Source organism: Larkinella punicea (assembly GCF_003334855.1).
GTDB classification, from domain to species: domain Bacteria; phylum Bacteroidota; class Bacteroidia; order Cytophagales; family Spirosomataceae; genus Larkinella; species Larkinella punicea.
The window spans coordinates 213,549-232,926 of sequence record NZ_QOWE01000011.1; the positions used below are offsets into that span (position 1 = coordinate 213,549).

The window sequence follows — 19,378 nt, forward strand, 5'->3', positions numbered from 1 at the left end:
GATGACGGAAAATATACCGACCCCAACCGTGACAACAACCGTTGACTTTAATCCGTTTGCCGGACCGGAAATTGCGCGCGTAGCGCCCAGTACGGAACCGCAGAAAGAAATCTGGACGGCTTGTCTGCTGGGTGGTGACAACGCCACCCGTGCTTACAACATGCTGACGTCGGTCGTCTTTAAAGGCGTTTTCGACCGGGTTGCCATGGAGCGGGCGATCCAGATGCTGGTCGATCGGCACGAAGCACTGCGAATGGTTTTTAGCGGGGATGGGGAATATCTGTGCATTTACAAAGAACTGGCGATACCAGTACCCTATCTGGATATTTCGACGAAAACGGACGAAAAAAAACAGATTCTGGTGGACAATTACCTCCAGAAAGAGACCTTACACGTCTTCGATCTGCTCAATGGTCCGCTGTTTAAAACGGCGATATTCAAACTGGCCGATGACGAACACCGCCTGGTTTTGACCGCCCACCACAGTGCGCGGGATGGCTGGTCGATGGGAGCGATGCTGCTGGACTTGAGTGCCCTTTACTCGGCCTACGTCCTGGGAATGCCTGTTACGCTGCCGGATGCACCTTCGTTTGCACAATACGCCATCGAACAGGCCGACTTTTCGCAGAGCGCTGAATACCAGCGCATCGAGAATTTCTGGATTAACCAATACAAAGAGAACGTCCCGGTTTTCGACCTTCCCACCGATTTTCCGCGCCCCGCAACCCGCACGTTTGAAAGCGGCCGACTGGATTATCCGATGGACAGTGAACTGGTGCTGGCCATCAAAAAAATGGGTTTAAAAGCGGGGTGCAGCTTTGTGACGACCCTGCTGGCCGCTTTTGAAGTGTTGCTGCACCGGTTGTCGGGTCATGAAGATATTGTCGTGGGGCTACCGGCTGCGGGGCAATCGGTGACCGGAAATAACCGGCTGGTGGGCAACTGTGTCAACCTCCTGCCGCTGCGCAGCCATCTGGAACCGCAAAGCACTTTTATCGACTTTTTGAAGACGTGCCGCCGGTCGGTTTTTGACGCCTACGAACACCAGCGGCTCACCTTCAGCGATCTGGTCAGAAAGCTCAATATTCCCCGCGATGCGTCGCGGATACCGCTGGTGCCCATCGTTTTTAACATCGACATGGGAATGAATGATGGCGTTCATTTTCAGGGTCTGACGCACGAATTGATCAGCCATCCCAAAGCGTACGAAAACTTCGAGCTGTTTTTCAATGCCACCGGTTCCGAAAAAGCCCTGACCCTGGAATGTGCTTACAACACGCAGCTTTTTAGTGCGGAAACGATTGGGCGGCTGATGGATGATTTTACCAATCTCCTGAAAACGGTCGTTGCAAACCCGTCCGTGGTGATCGGGGATATTCAATTTGCTTCGGAAAACAGGTTGAGTGAGAAACTGGATCAGTGGAATGATACGAAAGCGGATTATCCGAAACAAACGCCCCTGCACGATCTCATTGCCCAAACCGCAGCCAAATACCCGACTAAAACCGCCATTCGGTTTAACCAGCAGGAAATCAGCTACCGGACGTTAAACGAAACCGCCAACCAGTTGGCGCACTACCTGATTCAGACCGGGATTCAGACCGGAGATATTGTCGGCGTAGCCGTCGACCGTTCGCCGGAAATGGTGATCGCGTTGCTGGCCGTTTTGAAAGCCGGAGCCGCGTATCTGCCGCTCGATATGGCTTACCCGCACGAACGGCTTTCGTTTATGCTGACCGACTCGTCGGCCAAACTCCTCTTGACGTCGGCCAGTCAGCAGGGGCGGCTGAAAAGCGAGTCGCCCGAACTGGTGATTGAAAAAGCCCTGGCGGATGCTAAAACGCTGTCGAAGGTAGAACCGGTGGGTCGGGCTGCGGGGCAAGACCTGGCGTATGTACTCTACACCTCCGGTTCAACGGGAAAACCGAAGGGCGTTCTGATCGAACACCGGAACCTGGTCAACTTCATGTGGGGCATGATGACGGCCCCCGGTATCGGCGAAGACGATGTGTTGCTGGCGGTTACGACCATCTCGTTCGACATTGCCGGACTGGAATTGTTTCTGCCTTTGGTGGTGGGTGCCACCGTGCTGCTGGTGGATCTGGCCGTTGCCCGCGATGGTCGGTTGCTGCTGGATGTGGTTCGCTCCGAGCGGGTTAGCATCGTGCAGGCCACGCCCTCGACTTACCGGATGCTGCTCGATGCCGGTTGGAACAGTCCGTTGCCCGTGAAAGCACTTTGTGGCGGAGAAGCCCTCTCTAATGACCTGGCCGACAAACTGACGACCCTCTGTGCAGAACTGTGGAACGTGTATGGCCCGACAGAAACCACGGTTTGGGCCACCGTCAAGCAGATTGTGAAAGGCGAAACCATCACCATTGGCCGACCCATCGGCAACATGAAGGCCTACATCCTGGACGAATTTCTGAAACCGGTAGCGATTGGCACAGTGGGTGAAATTTACATCGGCGGTGATGGCGTAGGGCGGGGCTATATGAACCGGCCGGAGTTGACCACCGAACGGTTTTTGAAGAATCCGTTTGACAAATCGACCGACGGCACCCTATACCGTACCGGCGATTTGGGGAAATTTCTGGAAAATGGCGAAATCCAGTGTCTGGGCCGAATCGACCATCAGGTGAAAATCCGGGGACACCGGATTGAACTCGGCGAAATCGAGAACATCATCGGCACCATCGCGGAGGTGAAGGAAACGGCGGTGATTGCCCACGAGACCCGCTCGGGCGATCAGGTGCTGGTGGCCTACGTTGTGCCGGAGTCGGTTCCCACGAACGATAAAGCCCCCAGTTGGCAGGAACGCTGGGACATGATTTACAACGTTGGGGTCGAACACGAAAAGGAGCAGAAGTCGTCGGAGCAAGTTCTTGAACTGGCCATTGCCGAGCAGTTGAGCGGTAAAAAAGACGTCAAGGAAGAAATTGACGACTGGGTGCAGCAATCGATCCGACGCATCAGGGCGTTGGGGCCTAAACGGATCATGGAAGTCGGTTGCGGGGCCGGGCAGTTGCTTTTTGAACTGGCACCCGCGTCGACGCTCTACATCGGAACGGACTATTCGGCGACGGCCATCGAAAACCTGCGGGAGAAGCTGGCGCTGGATGCGGGCAAATGGCGGAATGTGAAAACCGCCGTTGGCAATGCCGACGATTTCAGTGCCGTTCCGGACGCTTCGCTTGATCTGGTGTTGATTCACAGTGTGGCCCAGTATTTTCCGGATACTACTTATTTACAGCGGGTGATTGAAGAAGCCGTTAAAAAAGTGGCACCGGGCGGTTGTATTTTTATTGGGGATATGCAGGGGAAAGGAACCCTGCGGATGCACCACACCTTCGATCAGTTTCCCCGTTCGTCGGCCGAAAATACCGTCGCCGACTTCAAAAAGATCATTGACCGGCGGCTGTTCATTGAAGATGAACTCATGGCTGACCCGGCTTATTTTTACGTTCTGCCGCAAGTCATTCCCGCCATCTCGGCGGTCGATATTCAGCTTCGCGAAGGGAAATTCCTGAACGAAACCACGAAACACCACTACGACATCTGGCTGTACGTCGGCAATCCGCCCGAAGTGGCCAAAGCCGATGCGGTCATCGACTGGAATCCCGACTATACCCTGACGAACCTCGAACAGAGTCTTTCGACCCATTCCGGGGCGGTTTTGCAACTTCGCCATGTTTTCAACAGCCGCACGGCTGAAGATTATACGCTGATTCAGGACATCGACGCCCTGAGCGATGATACCCTGCTGGTGGAGGCCAAACAAAAATTATCCCCCGTGCCGGTCAGCGTCGACCCGGCAACCTTGTGGGCGGTGGGTGAGAAACACCGGTTTACCACGCACGTCCGCTGGGCGGGCGACGGTTCTGATAACCTGGTGGACGTTGTTTTTATTCCGAACGACCAGCCGAACCGGATTCCGGCCCGGCCTGCGTCTATTCCGGTCGAAAACGTGTCGCTGATGGATGTCTCCCGCAACCCCTTCAAACACAACCTGGTGGTTCCGCAGGAGCAGCTTCAGGTGTGGAAAGAGCAAATCCGGCAGCACCTGCCCGACTACATGGTTCCGAACAACTTTGTGGTGCTGGCCCGGATGCCCCTGACGCCCAACGGGAAAATAGACCGGAAAGCGTTACCCGATCCGATGCTGGATGAGGTCGAAAACCGCAGCAATTTTATGGCCCCTCGAACCGACGTCGAAAAGCTGGTGGCCGACATCTGGATGGAGTGTTTACGGCTGGAGAAAATAAGCGTACTCGACAACTTCTTCGAACTGGGCGGGCACTCGCTGATTGCGGTGCAGGTGATGACCCGGCTGGAGAAAAAAACCGGCAAGCGACTGCCGCTTTCGCTGTTGTTCGAATACCCGACCGTCGAAAAACTGGCTTCGACCCTGCACATGAACGGCCGGTCGGTGAGCTGGGATTCGCTGGTGCCCATCAAACCGCAGGGGACCAAAATTCCGCTGTACATCGTCCACGGGGCCGGTTTGCACGTCTTGCTGTTCAATACCCTGGCCATCAACATGCACCCGGATCAGCCGGTTTATGGACTTCAGGCCAAAGGAATCAACAGCGACGACGAGCCGCTGGACAGCATCGAAGCCATTGCGGCCTATTACATCGACGCCATCATGGCCAAAAATCCGGACGGGCCGTATGCGTTGGCGGGTTACTCCTTCGGCGGAATCATTGCCTACGAAATGAGCAGGCAGTTGAAAGAACGGGGCAAAGAGGTGAAGTTGCTGGCGATGTTCGATTCGTATGCCGATCAATCGAACTTCTACGATCCGTGGTTAAAGCGGGTGTGGACCGATTCGACCACCTTGCTGAAAGAGCGGCTGTATATTTTTACGCTGCTGCGAAAATACCCCCGCGAAACGATCAAAGAGAAAGCCGAATCGCTGAAACGCAAAGTCAATCAGTGGTACCGCCGGATTCGGTATAATGAAGATTACCTGAAAGTGTTTCATGGCAATTATTACAAAGTCAATGAAACAAACCGGATTGCGGCCCGCAACTACCGCCTGGCTCCTCAGGACGTTACGATCACGCTTTTCCGGGCCAACAAGCAAATTGCCTACAAGAAAGACTTCGAATTTCTGGGCTGGAAACCGTTTGCGCTCAAAGGCATCAGGATTCATGACGTCCCCGGCGATCACATGAATTTATTTACACCACCCAACGACAAGGAATTTGCCCGGATTCTGCAGAATGTGCTGGATCAATGCTAAACCGGCATACGGTTGCCGTGTGACTCAAGTTCTGCAAACCGGAAATACGGCAGCCAACAGCGTCTTTGAATTGCATCTTATCCATCTAACCATATAGCTATGTTTCTAACTCTAATGAAATCCAAAATTCACCGAGCCCGGGTGACGCAGGCCGAATTGAACTACGTTGGTAGCATTACCATCGACGAAGATCTGATGGATGCGGCAGGCATGCTTGAGCATGAGCAGGTTCACATTGTGAACAACAACAACGGGGAACGTTTGATCACGTATGTGATTAAAGGAGAACGCGGTACGGGCATCATTTGCCTGAATGGTGCAGCCGCCCGCAAGGCGCAGATTGGCGACATCATCATCATTCTGTCTTACACCATGCTGGCCGCCGATGAAGCGAAATCGTACAAGCCAGTGGTCGTTTTTCCCGATGGTAATAACCGTCTGGTGACGGCCTGATTGCATTAACCCAACTCGAAAAACGTACCGTAACACAGGACGCTGACGGTTTTAGACGCGCCTGCCTTTTTTGAAAACGCCCGGTAAGGTTCGCCTTCCGGGCGTTTTTTATGGGAAAAATGGAAGGGATTGCTCAGGAAGCCGCATTTTTTCCGAAGGAGGCAATCCAGAAAATCAGGCTGAAAAAAGCCGTTAAACCACCAATGACAATCAGTCCCCATTTCAGCACCGGCATAAAATTCCACTTCGTGAGAAAGAACAAAGCGGCTACAACGGCACTGGCGAACAATGCCAGATAACCCAGGCTGATGAAGACGATATAGCCGCTGCCAACGCCCGAATTGCGACTGTCGTGGTAATCGACCGCTTCGCAAAGAATCGTAACCAAAATCACAATGCCGACACAACCGCCGACAACGATCCGGAGCAACCACCACCACGGGCTGCCGGGAGCCCAGAACAGGGGAACAAACGACAGCCACACGCCAAGGAGCGGCAAAAACCAGCCAAAACTCAGCAACTGCTCATTGCCGGCATCCGTACCCGGGTTGCGAGCCGCCAGCAAGGCGGTAACGGCCAGCATCAGAACCCAGACCAGTTCGGGACCGGCAAAATAGGAGACGGTGCGGTTCATGAATTAAAACGCTTTGTAATTTTTCACCTCGTCCTGAAGCGACGCCAGCACATTTTTGAGGTGTTTGTCGAGTTCTGTATACATCGCCCGTAAATCCTTGTCATTCTTCTGGCAATAGACTTCAACCGGAACGGACTTTGAATCAATACCACCTTCGATGAGTTCAATATGCGTGATCGTTGCCCGGTATTTGCGGTTGGCGCATTCGATGACGAAGGTGTAGCGGAAGGAATAAACACCGCCGGCGGAGGTTTCGGAACGCGGCAGGGTGACGACCTGAACGGCTTTCCCGACCAGATCACCGGTTTCCTTGTCACTCACATTGAAGGTTTCGCCGGCCGACCGGAACGATTTTGCCGCCCACAACCGGGCGCGTCGGAACAGGTCGATCTGCGACACACTGCCGCAGTCGACTACCTCATTATAAGCGACTTTTTGATTGAGAACGGGTAAAATGCCGTGGATTTTGCCGTCGGCAACCACGGGTGGACAATCGGCCTTGGCGGGTTCTGCGTTCATCATACCGGCAAGCAACAGGGTAAAGAGGATCAATTTCATAGTGGTGTATTTGTTATTTCCGGTCAAAAATACGGTTGCGAATACCGCCAAGTCCAGCCGGAAGCGATACTGGGCGGTATTGGGTGAATAAGCAGGGTCGAAAAGCGGATAATTGACGGACCGATGCGGGCAGGGAGAAGAACCGCAGGTGGAAAAAATGTACTACTTGATCTCCTAATACTTCAAAAAAACCTTTCTGTATTTTTTACAATATGAAACCTTTCCCTATTTTTGGTGAAAGCCGCCACTGGCACACCAACCTTTAGCCGAAATTTTTATGAATCGTATGCTTACCTCCAGCGGGTTGCTGATCGCGGCCCTGCTTTTGGGTTATCAGACCCTGGCGCAAACGCCCCCGCGGCAACCCACGCCCAACGATACGCTCAAATCGCCCAAAGTACTGACCGACAACCGGGTTGCAATTCAGCTTTATGCCCCCAAAGCTAGTGAGGTGACGGTTGTAGGCGACTTTATGACGGCAATGAAACCGCTGAACCTCACCAAAGATGCGAATGGCGTCTGGTCGGTGACGGTTGGGCCTCTGAAACCTGATTATTATACCTATACGCTGACGGTCGATGGCGTTCGGACGATGGACCCCAAAAATCCGGTGATCAAGCAGGGGATGAGCAGTCTGGAAAACGTGATGGCATTGCCGGGAGCGGAGACGGTTTTTCAGGACAACCGCCCGGTGCCACACGGCGAATTGCGGCAGGTCTGGTATCAGTCCAATACGCTGGGCATGGCGCGCCGGATGCACGTTTATACGCCACCAGGGTACGAAAAAGGAACGACGAAATACCCGGTTTTTTATTTGCTCCACGGCGGGGGTGACGACGATTCCGGCTGGCCGACGGTCGGTCGCGCGGGGTTCATTCTCGACAATCTGCTGGCGGCCGGGCAGGCCAAACCCATGATTGTGGTGATGCCCAACGGCAGCATGCCGCTTCCGCCCTCATCGGGAATGCCCAATCCGGCTGCGATGCAGCAGATGCGGGCGTTGTTTGCCGATGAACTGCTGAAAGAAATCATGCCGTATGTGGAGAAAACCTACCGAACGCAGACCAATCGCGAAAACCGGGCCATTGCCGGGCTGTCGATGGGCGGTTTTCAAACGCTGGATGTGGCCTTGTCCCGGCCCGAACTGTTCAATTACGTGGGCGTGTTCAGCTCCGGTTTTTTCGGTGCGACCATCGACGAAGCCGAAACCAAATACGCCAGTGCGCTGAATGATCCCGGTTTTAACAAAAACAAGAAGCTGTTCTGGATTGAAATTGGCAAAGACGATTTTGTGATGGATGCCAATAAAAAAACGATGGCGCTGCTCGACAAACACCAGATCAAGTACCAGTACAAGGAAACGGCGGGGGGGCATACCTGGACCAACTGGCGGCAGTATCTCAACGAATATGTGCCGCTGCTTTTCCGCTGATGGCTTTCTGATTTGCTCAACTTTTGACCAAAACCATCCATGAATCCATTTCGTTACCTTCTCTTTTTCAGCCTGTTGCTGGCCGGTGCCGTTTCGTTCGGTGCCAAAGTCGATTCGCTGGACATTCCCAGTGCCGTAATGCAGAAGAACCTGCGCGCGGCTGTGGTTCTACCCAACTCGTATGCCAAAAGCAAAGCCGCTTACCCGGTTTTGTACCTGCTCCACGGCGGGGGCGGGCGGTTCAGCGACTGGCTATCAAGTACGCCTGACAAAATGCTGCTGCACAATCTGGCTGATCAATACAACCTGATCATTGTAACCCCGGAGGGCGAAAACCTGAGCGGATACCTGGACAGTCCGTTTCAGAAAGACAGCCAGTTTGAAACCTACCTCACGAAAGAAGTGCTGGCGAAGATCGACCAAACCTACCGCACGATTCGGGATCGGAAAGGGCGTGTCATCACGGGCCTGAGCATGGGCGGACACGGGGCTTTGTATCTGGCGACGCGCCACCCGGACCTGTACTGTGCCGCCGGGAGCATGAGCGGGGCACTCGATCTGAACCCGACGCACTGGCGTATTACGCCCGAATTTGCCAAACAGATTTCGCCCCGGTTTGAGCGGATTCTCGGTCCGTTGGGCAAAACGCCCGATCCGTATGCCGATCATTCGGTGGTTTTTATGGCCGATAAAATGAAAGCCAACGGACTGAAACTGATCATCGACTGCGGGGTGGATGATTTTCTGATCGAGCCCAACCGGGAGTTACACCGGCGGCTGGTCTACAACCAGACTCCCCACGACTACACCGAACACCCCGGCGGTCATACCTGGGACTACTGGGAAAACTCGCTGCCCTATCACCTTTTGTTTTTTCACAAGGTATTGAAAACGAATGGCGTGACGGTTGCGCAATAACATGAAGGTATTTGAAGGGTCGGATGAAACCAACCGGCCTTTCAAATACGGCCTGGAGTACCAGTCTTCATAATATGTCGAACAAATCAGCCGGAAACGAGTTTTAAGAAAAACGAGTTTTTCTCGGTCCTGGGAAAGTGCGACAACGCTCCTGTTGTACAGGCGTCTGCCCGTTAACAGATTTTTATGAAGCCACTTGTATTGGTAGTTGACGACGATGAAGATGATTTGTGGCTGATGCAAAAAGCCATGTTAGAGATTGGTGGCACCTGCCAGCTCAATCCGTTTAGCGATGCTGCCAGCTTGTTGACCTACCTGGATACTGCTGTGACGGTTCCCAACCTGATTTTAATCGACTATCACCTGCCCCGGATGGATGGGCTTGAACTGACGGAATTGCTCCGGTCGAGACCGGCGCTGAAGACCGTTCCATTTGCGTGGATGAGCTCCGAAATCGACCCAAACTGGGAAGTTCGCTGCCGGGAACTGGATGTTGCCTGGTGTTGGGTCAAACCGACGGACTACACCGCCTGGCAGGAATTTGTCCAGCAGATTTGTGGCCCCCTGTTTGCTTCGCGATCAGAATAGGTCCGTGCGCCAGCGGTAGAGCAGGTTGGCCGGCCAGCCAATGTCTTTAAAATAGTCCTTTTGGTCGGTTACCAGAGAGAACTTCGAAAGACTTAACGAAAGCTTGGGGCAGCCTTCGAATTCAATTCGAATCGATAACTGAATCAAAGAGGGCAAGTTTTGATTTGCGTCATGAGCAAGCTGGATCAGTTTGACCAGGAACTTGCCATTTCATGATACAAAGTCTGCACTTGCCGCTTTTCATAGGGGGTGGTTAACGTCTGCTCCGCATATTGCAACAGAAGGTGCGCCTGTTCGCGAATGAGGGCCTTCCGATCATCGTCCAGGCACTGGCAACCGACTAAAGACAGCGCACGCATCAAACGCCGGATTACCGCGTGATTTCCTTTGGCATTGATCCGGATCAGATCGAAGGTTTGCCGGAGGTAATGATCAAAGCCCGCAGACTGGGCCAGGATGCGAAGTTGCCCATTATCGGTGCGAAACGGCGCAGGAAAATTTCGGGATGCCAGTCGCTCCATAATGGCACCTGCGTAGTCTATCGCCATAATTGCGGTCGTCGTATCGTTAATGCCGGGAGAAAGTGCTTTTAGGGCAATATCCACCAATTGTTGAATTCCGAAAGCGACATCCTGTTCGATGTTTCGATGACGGCCGATCGCTATTTGATCCAATAGTTTATGAAGATGGTTGGAATCAAAACTGCCGGGCTTTTCGTCGTTGGAACATACACTGAAAAGCAGTGCTTTTTCGCCAACAAAAGAGCCAATGGTCTGCTCTACACGCAGTAAGGCCCGGTGGTCGATCGCCCAGCGAAGTACCTCATCCAGGTCGATGTGTTGAATGTAGCCCGATTGTGTGGATAAAACCGGTTGCCAGCCGGACCGGGTCTCGACACGGCGCCAGCGAGCATCATCTCCGGGAGGTATTTCAACCGGTTTTTCAGATTCACGGGGAAATAGCTCATCAATTACCTTGATCGTTTCGCGGCTGATGTGTTCCACAATCGTACCTGTCTGCAGGGATTCGGCGATGTGATGAATAAAAAAAATGAGGGCGGCCACGCCCCCCAACGCCAAGAGCAATCCCATCAAAACCGCCGTTGACGGGACAAACTTTTGTTCTTCGGTGCCGCGAATGGTTCCGAGTACGATGAGACAGTAAGCGAATACGCCAACAAAATAACCCATAACGACCTGATTGCTGCGGTCGCGCATGAAATTGCGCAGCACTCTGGGCGAATATTGGCTACTTACCTGAGTAATGGTTGAGAGAGTCAACGAAAAAACCAGGGCAGCGACCGTTAGCATGGATCCGGCAATGGCCGTTAACATGCTCCGGGAGCCTTCAGCCCCTGCACCGAATAAGAGCGGAAATCGCTTGGCGCCATCAAAGGACGTTTCAGCGTCGAAGGTGATCAATCCGTAGGCCATTCCAAAGGAGGCAAACACCATGAGTGTTGGAACGAACCAGAGCGACTCCTGTAGGGATTGCCAATACTGATAAAGTCGGATTTGCATTGTAAGGGAGTGCTCTAAGAAAATAAGTACTGAAGCTTCAACTCCCTCACTGGCGAAAATGTTGGTTTTAAAAATTGAACGTTTTCATAATGATTCTGGCGTTAGTCCATCTTCATAAATTGAAAAAACCAGAAACTATCCCGAAACTTAAATTTGCCGGAATTGATACAGCAGATTTGTGGCCCCCTGTTTGCTTCCCAATCAAAGTAAGGTTGCGGTATTCTGTTTCTAATGGGCTGACGTAACTAGTAATTCGTAGTGCTTTCCCGATGCGGGATTTCGACTCTTGCGCCGAGTCGCTGCATGGTTTGTTGCGTCTCATCAAACAAAAAGGTCTGATAAGTGCCGGGTGGTAAAACGAAATTGGGTATATACCGGCTAATGACGGCATATCCTGATTGATTAACTACAGCCTGCTTTCGCAAAATGGCTCCGGGTGCATTGACTTGATTGATGAATGGGAAGTAGAAAGCATGTTGGTTATTGCGAAGAACAATAAAGGCATTTCTTAAATACGGTATGTTTTGCATTGAGTCGGTTAATGTGACAGCAAGGCCATCGTATACCTGACTCACGGTGGCAGGCAGCACTCCAGAAACGGTAGAGGCTCGTATAGGCGCAGGAGGAGCTGCAATCAGGTGCTTCTGATAGGACAACGCCATTTCGTTTGTAATTGTCCGCCAGGCTTTATCGCCTTCAACAGGAGGGAAAAAAAGGATGGAACGATTTTCTTGCCAGTTATAGGTGTCTGCACGTAAGGATAGCGTGTAAAAACGAAGATCCTGATGAATGTATAAATAAGAAAACACATTGATCAGTAGGGCTAACAAAGAGCAGGAAAGTACATAGATCCACTCTAAGCGAGGTCTTGCTATGAGTAATAGGCCTGCCAAATAGCAAAAACAGAGCGTAAACGAAGAATACTGCCGGTAATGGGGAACAATATTATTTGATAAAGTGGTACCGCCGAAACGTTTATAGGTTAGCAGGAGACAGGAGAAAAGAAGAAAGCCTAACATACAAACGGCTGTTAAGATTAGATGCCTCCGGGCATCGGCAGGTTTAGATACAGGGCTTATGTACCAGTGCTTCCAGTCAACCTGATCGATTTGCTTCACAATAGCCCAGCCAATAAACAATAGCATCAGTGAGCCGAGTGCGATGGCCAGTGTATGGCCAAAAACCAGGCTTGTATTTGAAACCGAGCCAAGCAATTCCACCAAAAAAAGAAAATACTGGGCAAGTCCGTTTTCTGTATTCTCAACCTTAATGGTGCCGGCATTCCACTTATAGTTACCCAGGAAATACGTACCAAAGGCCAGCAGTGTAAAGAAACCGTAAAGAAGAGCGGCCCTGAAACGGTGAGTGAGACTATATAATACCGCTAGTATGGGTAGTAGAATCAATCCGTTGGTATTCGTTAAGACGCATAAAATAGCTGATACGCCCGTCACGATATAAGCAAGTCGATCAGTTTTCCAGACATAGAAAAAAGCAAAATAGAGAAATAAAAGAACGCCGAGTGTTTGCAGTCCGTAGGAAAAAACGACTGTGTAGGGAAGAAACTGGTAAAGAATGAACACACAAGGAACGGCAAATAGCCAAAACCGGGTGACGCGGTAAATACTAATAACCAGGTGTGCTGAGAATAAAAAGAAGATCCCATTCGTGAGTAGGATGGGCCATCGAAAGTCAAATGGTCCCAATGACGCCATCAGTAACGCACTTCCTTTGAGGAAAATAAGCCGGTGGTCGCTGTGCTGCCGGGTGATTAGTTCGAGTTGGGTCAGGAGCGGCTGGTTGTGGGCTTGAAGGATGAGCTTGTTATACCAGAAAAAATCGTCATAGAATGGAAAGTTGGCTAATGATGGTATAAGGATCGAACTGTAGAATAATACAGGAAATAATAATATAAGTACAGATAGCCATTGAAATAAAGGTGTGTTCTTAAAGGATATAATTCTCATTGGGAATGAAAAGTAGAATTGAGAGAATACTTTTATGGAATTAAAGTGTGTCAAATTAGTATAATAAATAGGATAGCTGCCTATAGCCAATACGTTGCCGGAACTTAAACCTGGGTAGGATAAGTTTATTATGCAGGAGTATAGCCTCAGTTAATTAAATTTTTTACAATTTTTCCACATTGAAAATAAGTTTATAAGCCCATTTAAGCCAGAAATTGTGCTACTCGGATTATCTTTTTTGTGGCTAAATGCAGCAACACTGCACTATTTTCTAAGTGCATGTGTTTTAATGCGTGCTGTGACAAGAATAGTTCCTGCGTCTTAAGCGCAGCGTAAAATCTTTCAGTTTAGCCTGTTTGGTAAGGGTTTTTTTACGAAAAGCAAATAATAGTAACTGGAAACGTGGAGAGTGATTTCCAGTGCAATTTGACAATAAATTTAGTTAATTCAAATCCGGTTCAGGATTTGGAGTTATTTTTAACTTAGGTATTGATTTGTTACTACCGGTGGGTAGAATACGTCACTTACTCAATAAGCCCAAGCTATATAACCATAAGCTTCACACCGGCAGATAAACCCGGAACGTGCTGCCCTGCCCCGGCTGGCTGTGGGCGGTGATGGCTCCGCCGTGGTTCTCAACTACTTTCTGGCAGATCGCCAGACCCACGCCCGTGCCGCTGTAGGCCGATTTTCCGTGTAAGCGTTGAAATACTTCAAAAATCCGGTCGGCGTATTTTTCGTCGAAACCAATCCCGTTGTCGGTGATGCTGATCAAATGGTAGTGGCTGGTCTGCCGGGTTGTGCGAACACTGGAGGGTAAATCGGAAGCGGACCGTTTCGCGTAGCTGATCTGAATGGCGGGTGTGGAATCCGGTCGTCTGAACTTGATGGCGTTGGACAACAGGTTCTGAAAGAGCTGCCCCAACTGAGACGCATCGCCGTTGATCGTTGGCAAATCGTCGCTTTGGATCGCAGCCCCGGCCTGCTGAATCTGCCATTCCAGCGTTTCCAATACCTTCGTCAGAATGTGGGTCAAGGAAACCGGATCAAAAGTCTGTTGGCGGGTTGAAATGCGGGAATAGGCCAGCAAGTCCTTGATTAACTCCGACATACGCCCCGCCGACGACTGCATCCGGTTGATCAGATCCAGGCCATTGTCGCCCAGGTTCGAGGCATACTGGCTTTGCAGCAGGCTGCCAAACGACTGAATTTTGCGCAGCGGTTCCTGCAAATCATGGGAAGCCACGTAGGCAAACCGCGTCAGGTTTTCGTTCGAGCGGAGCAAATCCTGGTTCGATTCTTTCAGTTCCCGCGTCCGCGCCTGAACCTGACTTTCCAGTTCGGCTTCGATTCGTTTCTGTTCGTGAATGTCGGTGGCCGTTCCCACCCAGAGCATAATGGTCCCGGTTTCGTCCCGAATGGGCAGCGCCCGGTTCAGATGCCAGCGGTACATGCCATCGGAGCCCCGCCGGTAGCGGTTTTCGACCACAAACACCTCCCCGGTTTTCAGCGATTTCAAATAGGTTTCCAGGGTATACGGCAGGTCGTCGGGATGCACCACGGCCTGCCAGCCCCAGGCCTTGGTCTGCTCATAATCCAGCCCGGTATAGGTGTACCATTGCTGGTTGTAAAAATTGACTTCTCCCTCGGGCGTATTCGTCCAGGTCATGGGCGAAATGGCCTCCAGAAGCGTGCGAAACCGCACTTCACTCGCTTCCACATTCCGGCGGGCCAGCACCTGTTCGGTTACGTCAATGGCCACGTCCAGAATCGCATACACCTCGCCGTCGGCATTGCGCAACGGTTTATACGTAAAATTGAAATAGTAAATACCGGGTTTGCCGTCCACCACCAGCACTGCTTCGGACTCCTGCGACGAAAATTCAATGCCGGTTCTGTAAACCTCATCCAGAATGGTCAGAAACGGTTGCCCTACCAGTTCCGGGAGGGCTTCCCGGAGCGGTTTCCCCGTAACAGTGTCTCCTTTCCCCCAAAACTTCAGCATCGCTTCGTTGGGCAACTCGATGATCATCTCCGGGCCGACAAACAGACTCATGGCCGCCGGTGCTTCTTCGATCAGATTGCGAAACCGCTGCTCGCTTTCTTTCAGCGCTATTTTTGCCTGAACCTGAGGAGTTACTTCAGTTGCCAGCACCATGACGTTGGTGATGTGCTTCCCGTTTTCCCGCATCGGTGCATAGGCAAAATTGAAATAGGCGTCTTCCCGTTGACCGTTGCGCTGCAGTTGCGCCAGCGTTTCAAACCCGTAATGGGGAACGCCCGTTTCATAAACGGTTTTCAGTAATTCGATGAATCCCTGATCCTTAAGTTCGGGCAGGGCGTCGGACAGGGGACGATTAAGAATGGACGCATCTTTTCCCCACAATTCCAGCATGGCGTTGTTGACCGTTTCAATCACCAGATTTTGGCCACTCAGAATGCTGATGGCCACGGGAGCCTGGGCAATGAGGTTTCCAAAATGCTCGTCCACCCGTGCCATTCTTTCGGCCGTGCTATCGTGGGCGTCCCCGCCCGTTCCTAAATCCGTATTCACAGGTAAATTTCTTCGCTCATCTACGTAATATACCCTTAAAAATAACCAAATGTAGCTGAATTATCAGCGATTGCGACCATTTCAGTCGTCCGTTCAGTAGTCTTTTGGAAAAGGGCTTTGGAATAACCGGATGATATTCCGGCCCGGGTGTTTTTAAACCGGGAACTAAAAAGCGGCTTTCGAATCTTTTCAGTGCAATATTGCTTACTTTAGACGATGTACGCTGAATCAACTTATCAGGCAGCCCGGCTGGTTTCGGGAACCATAGAAACCTATTTTGCCCATCACTTTGCGACGGCAACCCGCAATGGCGGGGAGGACACCGGGCATCAGCCTTATGCGCCCGAAATTGAAGCCATGATCGATACGGCTTTCTGGGCCAGCCTGCGACACGAAGAAGGGGTTTCGCCCAAAGTGACGCTGGCCTTTTTGCCCCCCGAACAAGCGGGTGAACCCCTGATTTTTGGGTATCGCCTGCGGTTTACTCCCGCCGTGCTGACCAAACTGGCCCCCGCCGTCGAGCGCCCCGGCATTCATCTGGGTGTCTGGCACGAAAACGAGGAATTGTACATCTGGGGAACCACCCGTGAAATTCCGGGCAACTGCCTCGTGCTGGAAGTGATCGAACCCGGTCTGCTCGTTATTAAACACCGGCGGATGGACGGTTTTGGCAAGTTTGTCAACGTCGCCATTCTGAAGGGCGATCAGATTAAAATCGTGGACGAAGGCACCGCCCGGGCGCCCGATTGTCCGGATGTCGTCACGTCCATGCTCGGTTTCAAACTGCCGTCGTTCTGGAACGATTCGATGAACATTCTGGTGCAACTGGCGGTGTCCATGCGGGCACACGGCCGGGGTGGTTCGCTGCTGGTGGTTCCGTCGGTCAGTCAGTCCTGGCGTGATTCCATTCTTCAGCCGATTTTATACCCCGTGGTGCCGGTGTTTTCGCGGCTGGCGGATCTGTTGCAGCAGGAATCAGACGCGGCCAGCCAGAACGTATGGCGGGGAGCGGTGAATCTGGCCGTCGAGGCCATTGCCGGCCTGACGTCGGTCGATGGCGCAACCATCATCAACGATCGCTACGAAGTGCTGGGGTTTGGTGCCAAAATAGGCCGTTCTGAAACCACCGACCGGGTGGAGCAAATCATCATCACCGAACCGGTTATTGGCAATAAACCAGCCAGGGTGCAACCCACCCAGACGGGCGGGACCCGGCACCTGTCGGCGGCTCAGTTTGTATTCGACCAACGGGATGCGGTGGCCCTGGTGGCCTCGCAGGACGGTCGTTTTACAATTTTTACCTGGTCGGAAACCTACGGGATGGTACACGCCCATCGGGTCGATTCGTTGTTATTATAAGCGCCAAAACCGCTTGTTTTCAGTGGTTTTAGACCGGTTGCTAAACTTATGTAACGATTTATTAATACAAGTTACTTGTATTCTGCTTTTCTGCGTATTTTAGTAAAACCTCACGTTATCTCTGAAGGATGCTCCACCGTCCCAAACCGAATCGCTATTACCTCATTCACAATGAGCCGGTCCTGTTGACCGAAACGCTTCTGAAAGAACTTCAGCCGCCCAACCGTCCCCAGCCCATCAAGCTCACCAAACCCTGGCTCATCGCTTTTGGCTACTGGCCGGACCCTTCCGCCAACTCCTGGATTTTTGAAGATTCCCGCCTGATTCCGGGTATGAATTGCTGGCTGTGCGTGCAAACCCGCCGGTATCTCCAGTACGTCCACGAGCTTCAGGATTTGTTTGAAGAGGAATACGAATACACCGAACTGCGGCTCCGGACCGATCCGAACAAGCTGCACCTCCCGACCATCCGCCAGCAGTTGGCGTAACGTATACCTTTCCCGCGTTTCTATTTTACCGAAGACGTCAACTTCGTGTATTCCAAAGCCGGAATGACAATTCCCGACGCCGATTTAATAACGAGTTTGGTCAGATCCGTGTCCGGGAAAAAGATGTCCGTCATCACGGTCAGTCCGCCATCGGCAAACAGCTCAACCGAAGCCACATCGACCAGCAGCGTGAGCGAAATTTTTGGATCAACCGACAAACGCGGGGCTGTATGCCGCTTGCCAAAACCTTTCTCAAAACCGGTTTTTCCCGCCTTGCTCCGGTCGATGTAGTACGCATTCGCGGTTTTATCATATCCGATCACCACCTCATTGCCCTGTTCATTGGCCAGCACAATGGCAAAATCGCCGGCGGTTTTGGTGGATAGTTCCAGCCGGAATAAGCCCGACTCATTCCGGGTTTTGGCCGTCAGCTCATAGCGGTCTTTTACCGTCAGGTTGTTGACCAACACCGTTTCCTGATTCAGGGCGCCGAGTTCTTCCACCGGTACCGACGTCAGAAATAACTCCTTGTTCACTTCCTTCAGGCCCAGTTCACGCGGCACGGTGGTGGCACTGCGCCAGGGGTCGGTCGGCACGACGTTGGCATACTGCCAGTTGCTCATCCAGCCCATCAGAATAGTGCGGTTACCGGTATTCGAGAATGTCACCCCGGCGTAATTATCGGTTCCATAATCCAGCCACTTGGTTTCGGTGGAATACGGTTTGAAGGTTTTTCCGTCGAAATCGCCCACGAAATACTGGGTGGCCGAGCCGCCATTGGGGCCGCCGGGGTTGATGCTCACCAGCAACGTCCAGACGGTTTTGCCGTTGTGGGTCAGCGGGAACAGATCCGGGCATTCCCAGACACCGCCATGCGCACCGACGGTGCTGCCAAACTCGCTTTCCCGGGTCCAGTTTTTCAGATCGGGGGAGGAATAAAACGTGATCCGGTCTTTGGTCGCCAGCGTCATGATCCACTTCTTCTGCGGTTCATACCAGCGCACTTTCGGGTCACGGAAATCGGTAATGCCGGGGTTGGGCAACACCGGATTACCGGCGTATTTGGTCCAGGTTTTGCCTTCGTCGAGGCTGTAGGCCAGGCTCTGGTATTCGTGTTTTCCCGTCTTCTGTTTTTCCAGAACCGGGTTGTGGTGCGTAAAAATGGCCACCAGGGGCGTCTGTCCGTTTTTGCCAAAACCGGTCGTGTTGTTCACATCGACCACCGCACTGCCCGAAAAGATATACCCCAGGCTATCCGGGAAAAGTGCAATCGGCTGTTCCTGCCACCGCACCATATCCTTGCTGGTCGCGTGGCCCCAGTGCATCGGCCCCCAGGTGGTGCCGTCGGGGTAATACTGAAAAAACAGGTGATACGTCCCGTTGAAATACACCATTCCGTTGGGATCGTTCATCCAGTGCGCTTTGGGCGAAAAATGATACTGCGGGCGATGGGGTTCCGGACTTGCCGCAACAACGGGTTGATTCATCTGGCTAAAGGAAAAGGAGTTACTCAGGAGCAACATACCAACGAAAGCGAGCAAGTTATGCATAGGGATAGGATTTGTCAATGTACAAAATAGGATGCATCGGGCGGCAGATGGGGCCGGAACGGGCTGCCAAAGCAAAACCGCATCCCGGCCATCATCCACCTTTCACCCA

At 52.1% G+C, this 19,378-nt stretch carries 13 protein-coding genes; 7 read left to right on the top strand and 6 right to left on the bottom strand.

Going from position 1 to position 19,378, the window contains the following annotated elements; all coding sequences use genetic code 11:
* The first annotated feature begins 1 nt into the window (after position 1).
* Positions 2-5,248 carry a non-ribosomal peptide synthetase gene (locus DUE52_RS15310; RefSeq protein ID WP_114406897.1) on the top strand — a complete coding sequence of 1,749 codons (5,247 nt, stop codon included), beginning with the start codon at positions 2-4 and terminating at the stop codon, positions 5,246-5,248.
* Positions 5,249-5,347: 99 nt separating this feature from the next.
* Positions 5,348-5,701, top strand: a complete 354-nt coding sequence (gene panD, locus DUE52_RS15315; RefSeq protein WP_114406898.1) for an aspartate 1-decarboxylase — start codon at positions 5,348-5,350, stop codon at positions 5,699-5,701.
* A 133-nt stretch (positions 5,702-5,834) separates the two neighbouring features.
* On the opposite strand, the gene DUE52_RS15320 is transcribed toward panD, so the two are convergent.
* Positions 5,835-6,335 (bottom strand): hypothetical protein, encoded by a 501-nt coding sequence (locus tag DUE52_RS15320; RefSeq protein ID WP_114406899.1) that lies wholly within the window; start codon positions 6,333-6,335, stop codon positions 5,835-5,837.
* A 3-nt stretch (positions 6,336-6,338) separates the two neighbouring features.
* A complete protein-coding gene (locus DUE52_RS15325) occupies positions 6,339-6,893 on the bottom strand; it encodes a DUF4468 domain-containing protein (protein WP_114406930.1) in 555 nt (184 codons plus the stop codon).
* A 277-nt stretch (positions 6,894-7,170) separates the two neighbouring features.
* Between DUE52_RS15325 and DUE52_RS15330 the strand changes: the two genes are divergently transcribed.
* From DUE52_RS15330 to DUE52_RS15340, 3 genes are all read left to right on the top strand, one after another.
* Positions 7,171-8,325, top strand: a complete 1,155-nt coding sequence (locus tag DUE52_RS15330) for an esterase (RefSeq protein ID WP_114406900.1) — start codon at positions 7,171-7,173, stop codon at positions 8,323-8,325.
* Between the two features lie 39 nt (positions 8,326-8,364).
* Entirely contained in the window at positions 8,365-9,243 is an 879-nt protein-coding gene (locus tag DUE52_RS15335) for an alpha/beta hydrolase (RefSeq protein WP_114406901.1), read from the top strand.
* Positions 9,244-9,429: 186 nt separating this feature from the next.
* A complete protein-coding gene (locus DUE52_RS15340; protein ID WP_114406902.1) occupies positions 9,430-9,831 on the top strand; it encodes a response regulator in 402 nt (133 codons plus the stop codon).
* Between the two features lie 185 nt (positions 9,832-10,016).
* Here the strand turns inward: DUE52_RS15340 and DUE52_RS15345 are convergent, their stop codons facing one another.
* From DUE52_RS15345 to DUE52_RS15355, 3 genes are all read right to left on the bottom strand, one after another.
* Positions 10,017-11,351 (bottom strand): DUF2254 domain-containing protein, encoded by a 1,335-nt coding sequence (locus DUE52_RS15345; RefSeq protein ID WP_114406903.1) that lies wholly within the window; start codon positions 11,349-11,351, stop codon positions 10,017-10,019.
* Positions 11,352-11,596: 245 nt separating this feature from the next.
* On the bottom strand, positions 11,597-13,318 hold the full coding sequence (locus DUE52_RS15350) for a hypothetical protein (RefSeq protein WP_114406904.1): 1,722 nt from the start codon (positions 13,316-13,318) through the stop codon (positions 11,597-11,599).
* Positions 13,319-13,877: 559 nt separating this feature from the next.
* Positions 13,878-15,872: a PAS domain-containing sensor histidine kinase gene (locus tag DUE52_RS15355; protein WP_114406905.1), complete on the bottom strand. Its 1,995-nt coding sequence runs from the start codon at positions 15,870-15,872 to the stop codon at positions 13,878-13,880.
* 216 nt (positions 15,873-16,088) lie between these two features.
* On the opposite strand from DUE52_RS15355, the gene DUE52_RS15360 reads away from it, so the two are divergent.
* Both DUE52_RS15360 and DUE52_RS15365 read left to right on the top strand, forming a co-directional pair.
* Positions 16,089-17,231, top strand: a complete 1,143-nt coding sequence (locus DUE52_RS15360; RefSeq protein ID WP_114406906.1) for a putative sensor domain DACNV-containing protein — start codon at positions 16,089-16,091, stop codon at positions 17,229-17,231.
* A gap of 128 nt (positions 17,232-17,359) precedes the next feature.
* Positions 17,360-17,719 carry a hypothetical protein gene (locus DUE52_RS15365; RefSeq protein ID WP_114406907.1) on the top strand — a complete coding sequence of 120 codons (360 nt, stop codon included), beginning with the start codon at positions 17,360-17,362 and terminating at the stop codon, positions 17,717-17,719.
* Positions 17,720-17,739: 20 nt separating this feature from the next.
* On the opposite strand, the gene DUE52_RS15370 is transcribed toward DUE52_RS15365, so the two are convergent.
* The gene (locus tag DUE52_RS15370; protein ID WP_114406908.1) at positions 17,740-19,269 is read right to left on the bottom strand and encodes a glycoside hydrolase family 32 protein; all 1,530 of its coding nucleotides are present in this window, start codon (positions 19,267-19,269) and stop codon (positions 17,740-17,742) included.
* Positions 19,270-19,378 lie beyond the last annotated feature (109 nt).

What these genes read in the sequence shown, in the direction of transcription:
- DUE52_RS15325 (WP_114406930.1), bottom strand. Translation starts at nt 6,893, where the DNA reads ATGAAATTGATCCTCTTTACCCTGTTGCTTGCCGGTATGATGAACGCA.
- DUE52_RS15335 (WP_114406901.1), top strand. Translation starts at nt 8,365, where the DNA reads ATGAATCCATTTCGTTACCTTCTCTTTTTCAGCCTGTTGCTGGCCGGT.
- panD (WP_114406898.1), top strand. Translation starts at nt 5,348, where the DNA reads ATGTTTCTAACTCTAATGAAATCCAAAATTCACCGAGCCCGGGTGACG.
- DUE52_RS15310 (WP_114406897.1), top strand. Translation starts at nt 2, where the DNA reads ATGACGGAAAATATACCGACCCCAACCGTGACAACAACCGTTGACTTT.
- DUE52_RS15365 (WP_114406907.1), top strand. Translation starts at nt 17,360, where the DNA reads ATGCTCCACCGTCCCAAACCGAATCGCTATTACCTCATTCACAATGAG.
- DUE52_RS15350 (WP_114406904.1), bottom strand. Translation starts at nt 13,318, where the DNA reads ATGAGAATTATATCCTTTAAGAACACACCTTTATTTCAATGGCTATCT.
- DUE52_RS15360 (WP_114406906.1), top strand. Translation starts at nt 16,089, where the DNA reads ATGTACGCTGAATCAACTTATCAGGCAGCCCGGCTGGTTTCGGGAACC.
- DUE52_RS15330 (WP_114406900.1), top strand. Translation starts at nt 7,171, where the DNA reads ATGAATCGTATGCTTACCTCCAGCGGGTTGCTGATCGCGGCCCTGCTT.
- DUE52_RS15320 (WP_114406899.1), bottom strand. Translation starts at nt 6,335, where the DNA reads ATGAACCGCACCGTCTCCTATTTTGCCGGTCCCGAACTGGTCTGGGTT.
- DUE52_RS15345 (WP_114406903.1), bottom strand. Translation starts at nt 11,351, where the DNA reads ATGCAAATCCGACTTTATCAGTATTGGCAATCCCTACAGGAGTCGCTC.
- DUE52_RS15370 (WP_114406908.1), bottom strand. Translation starts at nt 19,269, where the DNA reads ATGCATAACTTGCTCGCTTTCGTTGGTATGTTGCTCCTGAGTAACTCC.
- DUE52_RS15340 (WP_114406902.1), top strand. Translation starts at nt 9,430, where the DNA reads ATGAAGCCACTTGTATTGGTAGTTGACGACGATGAAGATGATTTGTGG.